Source organism: Desertibaculum subflavum (genome assembly GCA_003576705.1).
In the GTDB taxonomy this organism is placed as follows: Bacteria; Pseudomonadota; Alphaproteobacteria; order Ferrovibrionales; family Ferrovibrionaceae; genus Desertibaculum; species Desertibaculum subflavum.
The window spans coordinates 1-15,684 of the sequence record QOZS01000081.1 but is presented as its reverse complement, the minus strand read 5'-3'; the positions used below and the strand labels follow the sequence as shown (position 1 = coordinate 15,684).

At 65.9% G+C, this 15,684-nt stretch carries 13 protein-coding genes and 1 tRNA gene; all 14 read right to left on the bottom strand.

Going from position 1 to position 15,684, the window contains the following annotated elements; all coding sequences use genetic code 11:
• Positions 1-118, bottom strand: a 118-nt coding sequence (locus tag DT074_RS25840) for a GTP-binding protein (RefSeq protein ID WP_162915247.1), incomplete at its 3' end; no start/stop codon positions are given.
• A 43-nt stretch (positions 119-161) separates the two neighbouring features.
• Positions 162-2,237 carry an elongation factor G gene (gene fusA / locus DT074_RS25835; protein WP_119422741.1) on the bottom strand — a complete coding sequence of 692 codons (2,076 nt, stop codon included), beginning with the start codon at positions 2,235-2,237 and terminating at the stop codon, positions 162-164.
• A 26-nt stretch (positions 2,238-2,263) separates the two neighbouring features.
• Positions 2,264-2,734 (bottom strand): 30S ribosomal protein S7, encoded by a 471-nt coding sequence (gene rpsG, locus DT074_RS25830; RefSeq protein WP_119422740.1) that lies wholly within the window; start codon positions 2,732-2,734, stop codon positions 2,264-2,266.
• Between the two features lie 18 nt (positions 2,735-2,752).
• Complete coding sequence (gene rpsL, locus DT074_RS25825) at positions 2,753-3,124, bottom strand: 30S ribosomal protein S12 (protein ID WP_119422739.1); 372 nt, start codon at positions 3,122-3,124, stop codon at positions 2,753-2,755.
• Positions 3,125-3,448: 324 nt separating this feature from the next.
• The gene (gene rpoC / locus DT074_RS25820; RefSeq protein ID WP_119422738.1) at positions 3,449-7,786 is read right to left on the bottom strand and encodes a DNA-directed RNA polymerase subunit beta'; all 4,338 of its coding nucleotides are present in this window, start codon (positions 7,784-7,786) and stop codon (positions 3,449-3,451) included.
• Between the two features lie 112 nt (positions 7,787-7,898).
• A complete protein-coding gene (gene rpoB, locus DT074_RS25815) occupies positions 7,899-11,996 on the bottom strand; it encodes a DNA-directed RNA polymerase subunit beta (protein WP_119422737.1) in 4,098 nt (1,365 codons plus the stop codon).
• 215 nt (positions 11,997-12,211) lie between these two features.
• Positions 12,212-12,592, bottom strand: coding sequence for a 50S ribosomal protein L7/L12 (gene rplL, locus DT074_RS25810; RefSeq protein ID WP_119422736.1), 381 nt, complete (start codon positions 12,590-12,592; stop codon positions 12,212-12,214).
• Positions 12,593-12,657: 65 nt separating this feature from the next.
• On the bottom strand, positions 12,658-13,173 hold the full coding sequence (gene rplJ, locus DT074_RS25805; RefSeq protein WP_119422735.1) for a 50S ribosomal protein L10: 516 nt from the start codon (positions 13,171-13,173) through the stop codon (positions 12,658-12,660).
• A 272-nt stretch (positions 13,174-13,445) separates the two neighbouring features.
• Positions 13,446-14,141 carry a 50S ribosomal protein L1 gene (gene rplA, locus DT074_RS25800; protein ID WP_119422734.1) on the bottom strand — a complete coding sequence of 232 codons (696 nt, stop codon included), beginning with the start codon at positions 14,139-14,141 and terminating at the stop codon, positions 13,446-13,448.
• A gap of 2 nt (positions 14,142-14,143) precedes the next feature.
• Positions 14,144-14,575 carry a 50S ribosomal protein L11 gene (gene rplK, locus DT074_RS25795; RefSeq protein ID WP_119422733.1) on the bottom strand — a complete coding sequence of 144 codons (432 nt, stop codon included), beginning with the start codon at positions 14,573-14,575 and terminating at the stop codon, positions 14,144-14,146.
• 137 nt (positions 14,576-14,712) lie between these two features.
• Positions 14,713-15,243 (bottom strand): transcription termination/antitermination protein NusG, encoded by a 531-nt coding sequence (nusG, locus tag DT074_RS25790; protein WP_119422732.1) that lies wholly within the window; start codon positions 15,241-15,243, stop codon positions 14,713-14,715.
• A gap of 4 nt (positions 15,244-15,247) precedes the next feature.
• Entirely contained in the window at positions 15,248-15,445 is a 198-nt protein-coding gene (gene secE, locus DT074_RS25785) for a preprotein translocase subunit SecE (protein WP_119422731.1), read from the bottom strand.
• A gap of 20 nt (positions 15,446-15,465) precedes the next feature.
• Positions 15,466-15,542 (bottom strand) — tRNA-Trp (locus tag DT074_RS25780).
• A 26-nt stretch (positions 15,543-15,568) separates the two neighbouring features.
• Positions 15,569-15,684 (bottom strand): EF-Tu C-terminal domain-related protein (locus DT074_RS25775; protein WP_497746158.1); only part of this gene is annotated, 116 nt, incomplete at its 5' end.

Sequence of the window (15,684 nt, the reverse complement as noted above, 5' to 3'; positions counted from 1 at the left end):
CCGTCTCCGCCAGTATCTTCGTGATCGCAGCCGTCAGCGACGTCTTCCCATGGTCAACGTGACCGATCGTCCCGATGTTGCAGTGCGGCTTCGTCCGCTCGAACTTGCTCTTGGCCATCGTCAGTCTCCGAGATCTTCCCTTTAGCTAGACGGCAATCCGATCAGGCGAACTTCGCCCGCACTTCGTCCTGCACCGCCTGCGGCACCTGGGCGTAGTGGTCGAAATGCATGGTGTACTGCGCGCGACCCTGCGTCATGGAACGCAGGTTGTTCACGTAGCCGAACATGTTGGCGAGCGGCACCATGGCGTTGATGACCTGCGCGTTGCCGCGCCGGTCGGTTCCGGTCACCTGGCCGCGCCGGCTGGACAGGTCGCCCATGACGTCGCCGACAAAATCCTCCGGCGTCACCACCTCGACCCGCATGATCGGCTCCAGCAGCTTCACCGCCGCCTTCGGCGCAACTTCGCGGAACGCGGCGCGCGAGGCGATTTCGAAGGCCAGCGCGGAGGAGTCCACTTCGTGGAAGGCGCCGTCGATCAGCCGCACGCGGAAATCGATCACCGGGAAGCCGGCGATCACGCCGCTTTCCGCCACCGACTTGATGCCCTTCTCGACCGCCGGCACATATTCCTTCGGCACCGAGCCGCCGACCGTCTCGTTCACGAACTCGAAGCCCTCGCCCGGCTGGCGCGGTTCGAAGACCAGCTTCACGCGGGCATACTGGCCGGTGCCGCCGGTCTGCTTCTTGTGCGTGTAGTCGATCTCGGCCTGACGGGTCAGCGTCTCGCGATACGCCACCTGCGGCGCACCGACATTGGCCTCGACCTTGAACTCGCGCTTCATGCGGTCGACGATGATCTCGAGGTGGAGCTCGCCCATTCCCTTGATCACGGTCTGGCCGCTCTCGTGGTCGACGGTGACGCGGAACGACGGATCCTCCTGGGCCAGGCGGTTCAGCGCCATGCCCATCTTCTCCTGGTCGTTCTTGGTCTTCGGCTCGACCGCAACCTCGATCACCGGCTCCGGGAATTCCATGCGCTCCAGCACGATCGGGTTCGACGGATCGCACAGCGTGTCGCCGGTGGTGGTCGCCTTGAGGCCGGCCAGCGCGACGATGTCGCCGGCATAGGCCTCCTTGATCTCCTCGCGGTGATTCGCATGCATCTGCAGCATGCGGCCGACCCGCTCGCGCTGATCCTTGACCGAGTTCAACACGCCCGAGCCCGAGGTGATCGAGCCGGAATAGATGCGCACGAAGGTGAGCGAGCCGACGAAGGGGTCGGTCATGATCTTGAAGGCGAGGCCGGAGAACGGCTCGCTGTCCTCGGTCTTGCGGGTCAGCTCCTGGTCGGAGCCGGGCTTCAGACCCGTCACGGCGGCGACGTCGACCGGCGACGGGAGGTAATCGATCACCGCGTCGAGCAGCGGCTGCACGCCCTTGTTCTTGAACGCCGAGCCGCACAGCACCGGCACGAACTTATAGCCGATCGTCCCCTTGCGGATGCAGGCGATCAGGGTCTTCTCGTCCGGCTCCTTGCCCTCGAGATAGGCCTCGAGAGCCGCGTCATCGACCTCGACCACCGTCTCCAGCAGCTTGTGGCGCCATTCCGCCGCCACTTCCTTCATGTCGGCCGGGATCTCGTCGTAATAGAACTCCGCGCCGAGGCTCTCGTCCTTCCAGATGATGGCCCGGTTGCGCACCAGGTCGACCACGCCCTTGAAATCGGCTTCCAGGCCGATCGGCAGCGTGCAAACGGCCGGCACCGCGCCCAGCCGGTCGATGATCATCTCGACGCAGCGGAAGAAGTTGGCGCCCATCCGGTCCATCTTGTTGGCGAAGCAGATGCGCGGCACGCCGTACTTGTCGGCCTGGCGCCACACCGTCTCCGACTGCGGCTCGACGCCGGCGACGCCATCGAACAGGCAGACCGCGCCGTCGAGCACGCGAAGCGAGCGCTCCACCTCGATGGTGAAGTCGACATGGCCCGGCGTGTCGATGATGTTGATCCGGTGGTCGTTCCAGAAGCAGGTCGTCGCCGCGGACGTGATGGTGATGCCGCGCTCCTGCTCCTGCTCCATCCAGTCCATCGTCGCGGCGCCGTCATGCACCTCGCCGATCTTGTGGGAACGGCCGGTGTAGTACAGGACGCGCTCGGTCGTGGTGGTCTTACCGGCATCGATATGGGCCATGATGCCGATATTGCGATAGCGATCGAGGGGCGTGGTGCGGGGCATGGCTAGGCTTCCGTCGCTTTAGGTCTTCACCAGCGATAATGCGAGAAGGCGCGGTTCGCCTCCGCCATCCGGTGAGTGTCCTCCCGCTTCTTCACCGCGTTGCCGCGGTTATTGGCGGCGTCCATCAACTCGCCGGACAGCCGCTCGACCATGGTGTTCTCGGAACGCGCGCGCGCCGCGGTGATGATCCAGCGGATCGCCAGCGCCTGGCCGCGGTCCGGGCGCACCTCGACCGGAACCTGATAGGTGGCGCCGCCGACGCGGCGCGACCGGACCTCGAGCTGCGGGCGCACATGGTCCAGCGCGTCGTGGAACACGCGCACCGGATCCTGGCTCACCTTGCCTTTGATACGGTCGAAGGCGCCGTAGACGATCGTCTCGGCGGCCGACTTCTTGCCGGCATACATCAGCACGTTCATGAAGCGGGAGACGATGGCATCGCCGAACTTGGCGTCCGGCAGAACCTCGCGGCGCTCGGCGGCATGACGACGGGACATGGCTCGACCTCCGCTCGCTTATTTCGGCCGCTTGGCGCCGTATTTCGAACGGCGCTGCTTCCTGTCCTTGACGCCCTGGGTGTCCAGGACGCCGCGAATGATGTGGTAGCGCACGCCCGGCAGATCCTTCACGCGGCCGCCGCGGATCATGACCACCGAGTGTTCCTGCAGGTTGTGGCCTTCGCCCGGGATGTAGCTGGTCACTTCGAAGCCGTTGGTGAGCCGAACGCGCGCGACCTTGCGCAGCGCCGAGTTCGGCTTCTTCGGCGTCACCGTATAGACGCGCGTGCATACGCCGCGCTTCTGCGGGCAGGCCTCCATGGCCGGCGCCTTGTTGCGGTAAGCCGGCTGCTTGCGCGGCTTGCTGATCAGCTGATTGATCGTCGGCATTCCGTCCTTACCCGTCGCTCCGTGCCCAACGGCCACCAAATTCACCGTCGCGAGCAACGCTCGAACGCGAGCCAGCGACTTCGCTGCTCGCGATCGAGCCTTTTCGCCTGCTCGCGGCCTAACCAGATCTATCTCAAGAGGCCGTAGGACCCGCTATTAGGCGGCCCCGGCCGTTTTCCGTCGGACTGCCGCGTCTAGGCGAAACCTACAGCCGTGCGCCCGAAAGAGGCGCGGAACCTACGGTCCGATTCCGGAACCGTCAAGAGACATTTAAGCTTCCGCCCCGGCGAGAGGATTTTCCCGCCAGGGCGTTGTTTTTACTCCTCAATCCGCCGCCGAGGCCTGGCCGAGCTCGGCCGCCATCAGCTCGCTCTCCAGGCTGTCGGCGAACTGCCGGTCGCGCTGGGCGGCGATCTCCTTCAGGCGATTCATCATGGCGCCCGTGCCCGCCGGGATCAGGCGGCCGACGATGACGTTCTCCTTCAGGCCGATCAGGTTGTCGACCTTGCCGTTGACCGAGGCATCGGTCAGCACGCGGGTCGTCTCCTGGAACGATGCGGCCGAGATGAACGAGCGGGTCTGCAGGCTCGCTTTGGTGATGCCCTGCAGGACCGGGATCGCCGTGGCGGGCTTGAGGCCCTGGGCGATCGCCTTCTCGTTGACCTCGTCGAACTCCGTCCGATCGACCTGCTCGCCGTTCAGCAGCGTCGTGTCGCCGGACGTGACGATCTCGACCTTCTGCAGCATCTGGCGGCAAATCACCTCGATGTGCTTGTCGTTGATCTTCACGCCCTGCAGCCGATAGACGTCCTGGATCTCCTCGACCAGATAGGCGGCCAGGGCCTCGACACCCATGATCTGCAGGATGTCGTGCGGCGCGGGATTGCCGTCGACCAGGGAATCGCCCCGCTCGACATGGTCGCCTTCCTGCACGATCAGGTGCTTGCCCTTGGGGATCAGGTACTCGGCGGGATCGCGGCTCTCATCGTCCGGACGGATCACCACCCGGCGCTTGGCCTTGTAATCCTTGCCGAACTCGATCCGGCCGGGCAGCTCGGCCAGGATGGCGTGGTCCTTCGGCCGGCGCGCCTCGAACAGCTCGGCGACGCGCGGCAGGCCGCCGGTGATGTCGCGGGTGCGGGCGCTCTCGATCGGGATACGCGCCAGCACGTCGCCGGCATGCACCTCGACCCCGTCCTCGATCGACAGGATCGAGTCGGGGCTGAGCAGGTAGCGGGCATCGGCGCCGTTGGCCAAGGTCAGCACCTTGCCCTTGGCGTCGCGCAGCTCCACCGCCGGCCGCAGGTCGCCGCCGCGCGGCTGCTGCTTCCAGTCGACCACCACCTTGGACGAAATGCCGGTCGCCTCGTCGAGCGTCTCGCGCACCGAAGTGCCCTCGACCAGGTCCTTGTAGGCAGCCACGCCGGAGCGCTCGGTGATGATCGGGCGGGTATAGGGATCCCATTCCGCGATCTTCTGGCCCTTGCGCACGGGCTTGCCGTCCTCGACCAGGATGCGGCCGCCATAGGGGATCTTGTGGCGGGCGCGCTCGCGGCCGCTCTCGTCGATCAGGACGAGCTCGGTATTGCGGCCCATCACCACCTGGCGCTGGGTGCTGTCGATGACGACGTTGCGGTTCTCGATCTTGATCATGCCGTCGTAGACCGCCTCCAGGCTCGACTGCTCGGCCACCTGCTGGGCCGCGCCGCCGATATGGAAGGTGCGCATGGTCAGCTGGGTGCCCGGCTCGCCGATCGACTGTGCGGCGATGACGCCGACCGCCTCGCCGACATTGACCGAGGTGCCGCGGGCAAGGTCGCGCCCGTAGCACTTGCCGCAGATGCCGTCCTTGGTCTCGCAGGTCAGCACCGAGCGGATCATCACCTGCTCGACGCCGGCCCGCTCGATGCGGTCGACCGCGGCCTCGTCGATCTCGTCGCCCGACTGGGTCAGCACCTCGCCCGAGAGCGGATCGATGATGTCGACCGCGGCCGAGCGGCCGAGGATGCGCTCGCCGAGCGAGACCACCGTCTCGGCGCCTTCGCGGACCGCCTCGACGGTCAGGCCCGACTTCGAGCCGCAATCCTCCTCGACCACGATGCAGTCCTGCGCCACGTCGACCAGGCGCCGGGTCAGGTAGCCCGAATTCGCCGTCTTGAGCGCCGTGTCGGCCAGGCCCTTGCGGGCGCCGTGGGTCGAGTTGAAGTACTCGAGAACCGTCAGCCCCTCCTTGAAGTTGGAGATGATCGGCGTCTCGATGATCTCGCCCGACGGCTTGGTCATCAGGCCGCGCATGCCGGCCAGCTGCTTCATCTGCGCCGCCGAGCCGCGGGCGCCGGAATGCGCCATCATGTAGATCGAGTTGATCGGCCGCACTTTGCCGCTCGCGGAATCGACGTCGACCGCCGAGATCGCCTTCATCATCTCGGCCGCGACGCGATCGGTGCACTGCCCCCAGGCGTCGACCACCTTGTTGTACTTCTCGCCCTGGGTGATCAGGCCGTCGAGATACTGCTGCTCGAACTCGGTGACCTGCTTCCTGACCTCCTCGACGATGTCGACCTTGGTGCCGGGCACCACCATGTCGTCCTTGCCGAACGAGATGCCGGCCTTGAAGGCGTGGTGGAAGCCGAGCGCCATGACGCGGTCGGCGAAGATCACCGTCTCCTTCTGGCCGCAATGGCGGTACACCACGTCGATGACGGTGGAGATCTCCTTCTTGGTGAGGGTCTGGTTGATCAGGCCGAACGGCACCTTGGGATGCCGCGGAAGGATCTCCGAGAGCAGCATGCGCCCTGCGGTCGCCACCACACGGCGGCGCACCGGATTGGCCTCCTCGTCCACCGTGTCGTAGCGCGCCTTGATGCGCTGATGCAGCGTGATCGCCTTGGCTTCCAGGGCCTGCTGGATTTCCGACATGGTGCCGAAGGCCGGCACGCGGGTCACGATGACGCCGCTCGACAGCATCTTCTCCGCTTCGGCGCGGTCCTTGGTCTTGGTCAGCTCACGCTTGCTCTTGCGGTCGAACACCACCACGTCGTCGTTCGCCCAGGCGGCGAGCAGGGTCGGCGCGTCCTTGATGTTGACCTTGGCGCCGGTCGGCTCGTTCGATTCGAGCGTGACGTAGTAGAGGCCGAGCACGATGTCCTGGCTCGGCACGATGATCGGCTTGCCGTTGGCGGGCGAGAGGATGTTGTTGGTCGACATCATCAGCACGCGCGCCTCGAGCTGGGCCTCGAGCGAGAGCGGCACGTGCACCGCCATCTGGTCGCCGTCGAAATCGGCGTTGAAGGCGGCGCAGACCAGCGGGTGCAGCTGGATCGCCTTGCCCTCGATCAGCACCGGCTCGAAGGCCTGGATGCCGAGGCGGTGAAGCGTCGGCGCGCGGTTGAGCAGAACCGGATGCTCGCGGATCACCTCGGCGAGGATGTCCCACACCTCCGGCCGCTCCTTCTCCACCATCTTCTTCGCCATCTTGATGGTGGCGGCCATGCCCTTCAGCTCGAGCTTGGAATAGATGAACGGCTTGAACAGCTCGAGCGCCATCTTCTTCGGCAGGCCGCACTGGTGCAGCTTGAGCTCCGGGCCCACCACGATGACCGAGCGGCCCGAATAGTCGACGCGCTTGCCGAGCAGGTTCTGCCGGAACCGGCCCTGCTTGCCCTTCAGCATGTCGGCGAGCGACTTCAGCGGCCGCTTGTTGGCGCCGGTGATGACGCGGCCGCGCCGGCCGTTGTCGAACAGGGCGTCGACCGCCTCCTGCAGCATGCGCTTCTCGTTGCGCACGATGATGTCGGGCGCGCGCAGCTCGATCAGCCGCTTCAACCGGTTATTGCGGTTGATGACGCGGCGATAAAGATCGTTCAGGTCCGAAGTGGCGAACCGGCCGCCGTCGAGCGGAACGAGCGGGCGGAGCTCCGGCGGAATCACCGGCACCACGGTCAGCACCATCCATTCCGGGCGGTTGCCGGATTCGAGGAAGGCCTCGATCAGCTTCAGGCGCTTGACCAGCTTCTTCGGCTTCAGCTCCGAAGTCGTCTCGGCGAGCTCCTGGCGAATGCGGTCGCGCTCGCCCTCGAGATCGATCTGGTTGAGCAGGTCGCGGATCGCCTCGGCGCCGATCTTGGCGGTGAAGGCATCCTCGCCGTACTCGTCCTGCGCCTCGTAATACTCGTCCTCCGACAGCGTCTGGCGCGGCTTGAGCGGGGTCAGGCCCGGCTCGATCACGCAGTAGCTCTCGAAATAGAGGATCCGCTCCAGCTCCTTCAAAGTCATGTCGAGCATCAGGCCGATGCGGCTCGGCAGCGACTTCAGGAACCAGATATGCGCGACCGGCGAGGCGAGCTCGATATGGCCCATGCGCTCGCGCCGCACCTTCGAGAGCGTGACCTCGACGCCGCACTTCTCGCAGGTGATGCCGCGGAACTTCATCCGCTTGTACTTGCCGCACAGGCACTCGTAGTCCTTGATCGGCCCGAAGATGCGGGCGCAGAACAGGCCGTCGCGCTCCGGCTTGAAGGTGCGGTAGTTGATGGTCTCCGGCTTCTTGATCTCGCCATACGACCACGACTTGATCTTCTCCGGGCTCGCGATCGAGATCCGGATCTGATCGAACGCCTGCGGGCCCTGGGGCTGCCCGAAGATCTGCATCAATTCGTTCATCGGCTTACCTCTCTCCGCCGAACGGCCGCACCTTCAAACGGGTGCGGCAGCCGGCCCGGCGCACAATGCCGGGCCTGTTGATTCCTGCCGGACGTCGGTCGCTGCCCAAGCGTCAGTAGCTCCGCTGGGTCAGTTCGACGTTCAGGCTGAGCGAGCGCATCTCTTTCACCAGCACGTTGAAGCTTTCGGGGATGCCCGCCTCGAAGGTGTCGTCGCCGCGGACAATCGCCTCGTAGACCTTGGTGCGGCCGGCCACGTCGTCCGACTTCACCGTCAGCATCTCCTGCAGCGTGTAGGCGGCGCCGTAGGCCTGGAGCGCCCAGACCTCCATCTCGCCGAAGCGCTGGCCGCCGAACTGCGCCTTGCCGCCGAGCGGCTGCTGGGTGACCAGGCTGTAGGGCCCGATCGAGCGCGCGTGGATCTTGTCGTCCACCAGATGGTGCAGCTTCAGCATGTAGATGTAGCCGACCGTGACCTTGCGGTCGAACGGCTCGCCGGTGCGGCCATCGACCAGGACGACCTGGCCAGTGCGGTCGAGGCCCGCCTTCTCCAGCAGCGCCACGATGTCGGGCTCCATCGCGCCGTCGAAGACCGGCGTCGCGATCGGCACGCCCGGCGCCAGGTTCTGCGCCAGCTCGATGACCTCCTGGTCGGAGAGCGGCGCGACGCGCTCGTCGTATTCCGCCTTGCTGTAGATGTCCTTCAGCAGGCGGCGCGTCTCGTCGGTCTTCATGCTGCGCCGGTACTTGACCAGCGCGTCGTCGACCAGCCGGCCGAGGCCGCGGCTCGCCCAGCCGAGATGGGTCTCCAGGATCTGCCCGACATTCATGCGGGACGGCACGCCGAGCGGGTTCAGCACGATGTCGACGGGCGTGCCGTCTTCCAGGTGCGGAATGTCCTCCTCCGGCACGATGCGCGAGATGACGCCCTTGTTGCCGTGGCGGCCGGCCATCTTGTCGCCGGGCTGCAGCTTGCGCTTCACCGCGACGAAGACCTTGACCATCTTCATCACGCCGGGCGGCAGCTCGTCGCCGCGCTGCAGCTTCTCGACCTTGTTTTCGAACCGGGCCTGCAGGCGCGCCAGCGCCTCGTCGTGCTGCTTCTTCAGCTGCTCGATATCGGCGACCACCTTCTCGTTCTTGAGGTTCAGCTGCCACCACTGGCTGCGCGGCAGGTCGTCGAGAACGGCCTCGGTGATCTTGCCGCCCTGCTTGAAGGCGCGCGGGCCGCTCTCGGCGATCTTGCCGAGCAGGAGCTCGCGCAAGCGGTCGTAGATCGCCCGCTCGACGATCTCCTTCTCGTCGTTCTTGTCCTTGGCGAGGCGCTCGATCTCGGCCCGCTCGATGGCGAGCGCGCGCTCGTCCTTCTCCACGCCGTGCCGGTTGAACACGCGCACCTCGACCACGGTGCCGGAGACGCCCGGCGGCACGCGGAGCGAGGTATCGCGCACGTCGGAGGCCTTCTCGCCGAAGATGGCGCGGAGCAGCTTCTCCTCCGGCGTCATCGGGCTCTCGCCCTTCGGCGTGATCTTGCCGACCAGGATGTCGCCCGGCTTCACCTCGGCACCGATATAGACGATGCCGGCCTCGTCCATGTTCTTGAGGCCTTCCTCGCCCACGTTCGGGATGTCGCGGGTGATTTCCTCAGGGCCCAGCTTGGTATCGCGGGCCATCACCTCGAACTCCTCGATATGGATCGAGGTGAAGACGTCGTCCTTGGCGATCCGCTCGGAGATCAGGATCGAGTCTTCGAAGTTGTAGCCGTTCCACGGCATGAAGGCGACGAGGACGTTGCGGCCCAGCGCCAGCTCGCCGAGCTGGGTCGAGGGGCCGTCGGCCAGGATGTCGCCCGCCTGCACGCGGTCGCCCACGCGCACCAGCGGCCGCTGGGTGATGCAGGTGTTCTGGTTGGAGCGCTGGAACTTCAAGAGGTTGTAGATGTCGACGTTCGATTGCGACAGGTCCTGATCTTCCGCTGCGCGGATGACGATGCGGGTCGCGTCGATCTGGTCGACCACGCCGGAGCGCTTCGCCACGATCGTCACGCCGCTGTCGCGCGCCACCACCTCTTCCATGCCGGTGCCGACCAGCGGCGCCTCGGCGCGGATCAGCGGCACCGCCTGGCGCTGCATGTTCGATCCCATCAGCGCGCGGTTGGCGTCGTCGTTCTCCAGGAACGGGATCAGCGCCGCGGCGACCGAGACGAGCTGCTTCGGCGACACGTCGATGAACTCGATCATGTCGGGCCGCGCCAGCACGAAGTCGCCGCCCTTGCGGCAGCTCACCAGCTCGGCGGTGAACCGGCCCTTGCTGTCGAGCTCGGCATTGGCCTGGGCGATGGTGTAGCGCGTCTCCTCCATGGCGGAGAGATGCACCACCTCCTCGGTCACCCGTCCATCCTTGATCCGACGGTAGGGGCTCTCGATGAAGCCGTACTGGTTCACCCGGGCATAGGTGGCGAGCGAGTTGATCAGGCCGATATTCGGGCCTTCCGGCGTCTCGATCGGGCAGATCCGGCCGTAATGCGTCGGGTGCACGTCGCGCACCTCGAAGCCGGCGCGCTCGCGCGTCAGGCCGCCTGGGCCAAGCGCCGAGAGACGGCGCTTGTGGGTGATCTCCGACAGCGGGTTGGTCTGGTCCATGAACTGCGAGAGCTGCGACGATCCGAAGAACTCGCGCACAGCTGCCGCCGCCGGCTTCGCGTTGATCAGGTCGTGCGGCATCACCGTGTCGATATCGACCGAGCTCATGCGCTCCTTGATCGCGCGCTCCATGCGAAGCAGCCCGATGCGGTACTGGTTCTCCATCAGCTCGCCGACCGAGCGGACGCGGCGGTTGCCGAGATGATCGATGTCGTCGATCTCGCCGCGGCCGTCCTTCAGCTCGCACAGCGTCTTGATGACGGCGAGGATGTCGCTCTTACCGAGCACGCGCGGCGTATCGGCGAACGGGAACCCGAGACGCGAGTTGAGCTTGACGCGGCCGACCGCGGAGAGGTCATAGCGCTCGGAATCGAAGAACAGGCCCTGGAACAGCGCCTCCGCGGTTTCCTGCGTCGGCGGCTCGCCCGGGCGCATGACGCGGTACACCTCGACCAGCGCCTGCTCCTTGGTCGAGTTCTTGTCGGCGGCCATGGTGTTGCGCACATAGGAGCCGACATTGAACTGGTCGACATCCAGGGTCGGCAGCTCGGTGACGCCGGCCGCCTCCAGCACGCCGATCGACTTCTCGCTCAGCTCTTCGCCGGCCTCGACGTAGACCAGGCCGGTCTTCTCGTCGATCAGGTCGAGCGCGGCGTAGCGCCCCACCATGTCGATCGGGGAGACGTAGAGCTCCTTCAGACCCTCTTCCTGCAGCTTCTTGGCCAGCCTGGCCGTCACCTTGGTGCCGGCCTCGGCCACCACCTTGCCGGAGGTCGCGTTGATCAGATCCGCGTTCAGGCGCACGCCGCGCAGACGGTCCGGGTTGTAGGCCGTGCGCCAGCCGCCCTTCTTGTCGCGGCGGAACTGCACCTTCTTGTAGAAGTAGTCGAGGATCTCCTCCGACGTCATGCCGAGCGCATAGAGCAGGGTCGTCACCGGCAGCTTGCGGCGCCGGTCGATGCGCACATGCACGAGGTCCTTGGCGTCGAATTCGAAGTCGAGCCAGGAACCGCGATAGGGGATCACGCGGGCCGCGAACAGGTACTTGCCCGAGGAATGCGTCTTGCCCTTGTCGTGGTCGAAGAACACGCCGGGGCTGCGATGCATCTGCGAGACGATGACGCGCTCGGTGCCGTTGATGATGAACGTGCCCTTGTCCGTCATGAGCGGCATGTCGCCCATGTAGACATCCTGCTCCTTGATGTCGCGGACCGACTTCGCGCCGGTATCCGGATCGGTTTCGAACACGATCAGGCGCAAGGTCACCTTGAGCGGCGCAGCGAAGGTCATGCCGCGCTGTTGGCACTCGTCGACGTCGTATTTCGGCTCCTCGAACTCGAAGCGCACGAATTCCAGGCTCGCCGTCTCCGAAAAGTCCTTGATCGGGAAGACCGAGCGGAACACGCCCTGCAGCCCCGCCTCGCCCCGCTCCTCGGGCCTCTGGAAGCGCTGCAGGAAGCCCTCGTAGGAGCTTTTCTGCACCTCGATCAGGTTCGGCATCAGGGCGACGGACGGAATCTTCCCGAAGCTCTTGCGAACCCGCTTGCGACCAGTGAACGACAGCGCCATGGCAGTCCCTCAGTTCTCACATACCCCTGCCGGCGGGGCCATTCCCGCCAGCGCAAACGAGGCCGGCACCCGGTAACCCGGGTGTCCACGGCCTCCCTCGAATTCGGCCCTTCCACCGAGAACCGATCTCTGTGGCGGAAGGGTGCGGCACGCGCCCCGAAGGGCGCATGCCGTTGCCTCCGATCCCCGCCGCGCCAAGGCGGCGGCGATCGCTATCACTTCACCTCGACCTTTGCGCCCGCGTCTTCGAGCTGCTTCTTGAGCTTCGCGGCCTCGTCCTTGTTCACGCCGTCCTTCACCGGCTTCGGCGCGCCCTCGACGAGATCCTTCGCCTCCTTGAGGCCCAGGCCGGTGATGGCGCGGACTTCCTTGATGACGTTGATCTTCTTGTCGCCGGCGTCGGTGAGGACAACGGTGAACTCGTCCTTCTCCGGTGCCGCCGCGGCGGCCGCGCCGCCGCCGGCGCCCGGCATCGCCACCGCGACCGGCGCCGCGGCGGAAACGCCCCACTTCTCTTCCAGGATCTTCGAAAGCTCCGCCGCCTCGAGCACGGTCAGCGTCGACAGCTCGTCGGCAATCTTCTGCAGGTCAGCCATTTCAGTACGCTCCTAAGGGTTCTTGTCTCTGGGACAGGTCTGTGTTGCTTTGGGCCCGGATCACGTCAGGCCGCATCTCGCTTCGCATAGGCTCCGAACACGCGCGCCAGCTGGCCGGCAGGCGCCTGCAGAACACCGGCGATCTTGGTCGCCGGGGCCTGCAGCAGACCCACCAACTTGCCGCGCAGCTCGTCGAGCGAAGGCAAGGTCGCAAGCGCCTTGACCGCGTTCGCATCGAGCACCGTGTTGCCGAGCGCGCCACCGACGACAACGAGCTTCTCGTTCTTGTCGGAATATTCGACCGCGACCTTCGCGGCGGCGACCGGATCGTCCGAATAGGCGATCGCGGTCGGCCCCTTGAACAGGCCGTCAATCGACTTGTAGCGCGTCCCGTCGAGAGCCCGCCGGGTGATCCGGTTCTTGGTCACCTTGAAGCCGGCACCCGCGGCGCGCATCCGGCGGCGAAGATCGGTGATCTCCTCCACCGTCAGCCCGCTGTAGCGGGTTACGACAATGAGATTGGTCTTCGCGAAGACCGCGCCCATGGTCGTGACCAGCTCGGCTTTCTCCGTGCGGTTCACGTCGTTACTCCAATTAGGCGCCTGGCCTTGCGGCCGGACGCCCGGTTGCATCAGGCAGTGCCCCTTGCGGGAGCTCTGCCGGTTCACCCTGTCCCAGGGCCGAACCACGGCGCCCGCCGCCCGATGGGCAACGGATGCCGGAATTCCTTTCCCCGTCTGCGCGGGAGAGTTTTAAGCCGACTGGCGCCGGCTCCCGCGGTCTCGGACAGGCCGACGGCTCCGAGAAGCCGCCTTCCCACCGCCCCGGACGGGGCGGTGGAAACCCGTTAGCCTCAATGTGCCAGGACGCTCGGCACCTCCACCTTGACGCCGGGCCCCATGGTCGAGGAGACCGACACCTTCTTCAGATAGGTGCCCTTGGCGCCGGTCGGCTTGGCCTTCATCACGGCGTCGATCAGGGCGCGCACGTTCTGCTCGAGCTGCGCCTCGGAGAACGACGCCTTGCCGACGCCGGCATGGATCAGCCCCGCCTTCTCGACCCGGAACTCGACCTGGCCGCCCTTGGCCGCCTTGACCGCCGCGGAAACATCCATGGTCACGGTGCCGAGCTTGGGGTTCGGCATCAGGCCGCGCGGGCCCAGCACCTTACCAAGCCGGCCGACCACGCCCATCATGTCGGGCGTCGCGATGCAGCGGTCGAACTCGATCTTGCCCTCGTTCACCTGGGCGAACAGATCGTCGGCGCCCACGATATCCGCGCCGGCCGCCTTGGCCTCGTCGGCCTTCGGGCCCTTGGCGAAGACCGCGACGCGCAAGGTCTTGCCGGTGCCGTTCGGCAGCAGCACGGTGCCGCGCACCATCTGGTCGGCATGGCGCGGGTCGACGCCGAGATTGAGCGCGACCTCGATCGTCTCGTCGAACTTCGCCTTGGCGTTCGACTTCACGATCTTCACCGCCTCGGTCAGCGGGTAGTCCTTCTCGCGATCGACGGCCTTGAGCGCCGTCGTCATGCGCTTTCCGTTGGCCATCGTCAGTCCCTCACCTCGAGGCCCATGGAACGGGCCGATCCACGGATCATCGCCACCGCCGAGTCCACGTCGGCGCAGTTCAGGTCCTTCATCTTCGCTTCCGCGATCTGGCGCAGCTGCGCCACCGTCACCGAGGCGATGTTGGGATCGCGCCCGGTCGCCTTGGCGCCCTTCTCGATCTTCGCCGCCTTCTTCAGGAAGTAGCTGACCGGCGGCGTCTTGGTGACGAAGGTGAAGGAGCGGTCCGAGAACACGGTGATGATCACCGGGATCGGCATCCCCACTTCCATCTGCTGGGTCTGCGCGTTGAACTGCTTGCAGAACTCCATGATGTTGACGCCGCGCTGGCCGAGCGCGGGACCGATCGGCGGCGACGGGTTAGCCTTGCCCGCCGGCACCTGCAGCTTGATGTAGCCGGAAATCTTCTTTGCCATGATCTATCCCTCGATGGCTCCTTTCGCCAAAGCCGCCGCCGGGCACCAGCGCCCGGCGATGGGATCGCGCGGTCCGGCCATGGCAGGCCTCCCACGCCTTCCCCGCTCTCCTTCAGGGAGAGCGAAGGTCTCTCACCTCAAAGCTTCTCCACCTGCCCATATTCCAGCTCGACCGGCGTCGGCCGGCCGAAGATGGTGACCGCGACCTTGAGGCGCGCCCGCTCCTCGTCGATCTCCTCCACCGTGCCGTTGAAGGACGCGAAAGGACCGTCGGCGACGCGGACCTGCTCGCCGACCTCGAAGACGATCGAGGGCTTCGGCCGCTCGATCCCCTCCTGCACCGCCTTGTGCACGCGCTCGACCTCGGCATCCGGGATCGGCTGCGGCTTCTTGCCGGTGCCCAGGAACCCGGTCACCTTCGGCGTGTTCTTGATCAGATGGTACGTCTCGTCCGTCATTTCCATACGGACCAGCACATAGCCGGGGAAGAACTTGCGCTCCGCGTTGACCTTCTGGCCGCGGCGGACCTCCACCACCTCCTCCATCGGCACCAGGATCTCGTCGAACATGTCCGACATGCCCTGCTGCGCGGCGAGCTCGCGGATCGACTGCGCGACCTTCTTCTCGAAGCCGGAATAGACGTGGACGATGTACCAGCGGAACGCCATGGCTTCAGGCCCCCAGGCCGAGAACGGTGCGCACGCCGAGGCTCAGGATCTGATCGACGACGAAGAAGAAGATCGAGGCCAGGAACACCATCAGGAACACCATCGCGGTGGTGATCATGGTTTCCTTGCGGCTCGGCCAGGTGACCTTGTTGGCCTCCTGGCGCACCTCCTTCACGAACTGAACGGCTTTCATATCGGCCATCGATTCAAGCTCCACCGCGGTGGCAGGAGTGGAGGGACTCGAACCCCCAACCCCCGGTTTTGGAGACCGGTGCTCTAGCCAATTGAGCTACACTCCTAGACCGCGCGGCCACGTCGTCGGCCGTTACTGGATGATGGAGGAGACGACGCCGGCGCCGACGGTGCGGCCGCCCTCGCGGATGGCGAAGCGAAGACCTTCGTCCATCGCGATCGGCGCGATCAGCGTCACTTCCATCGTCA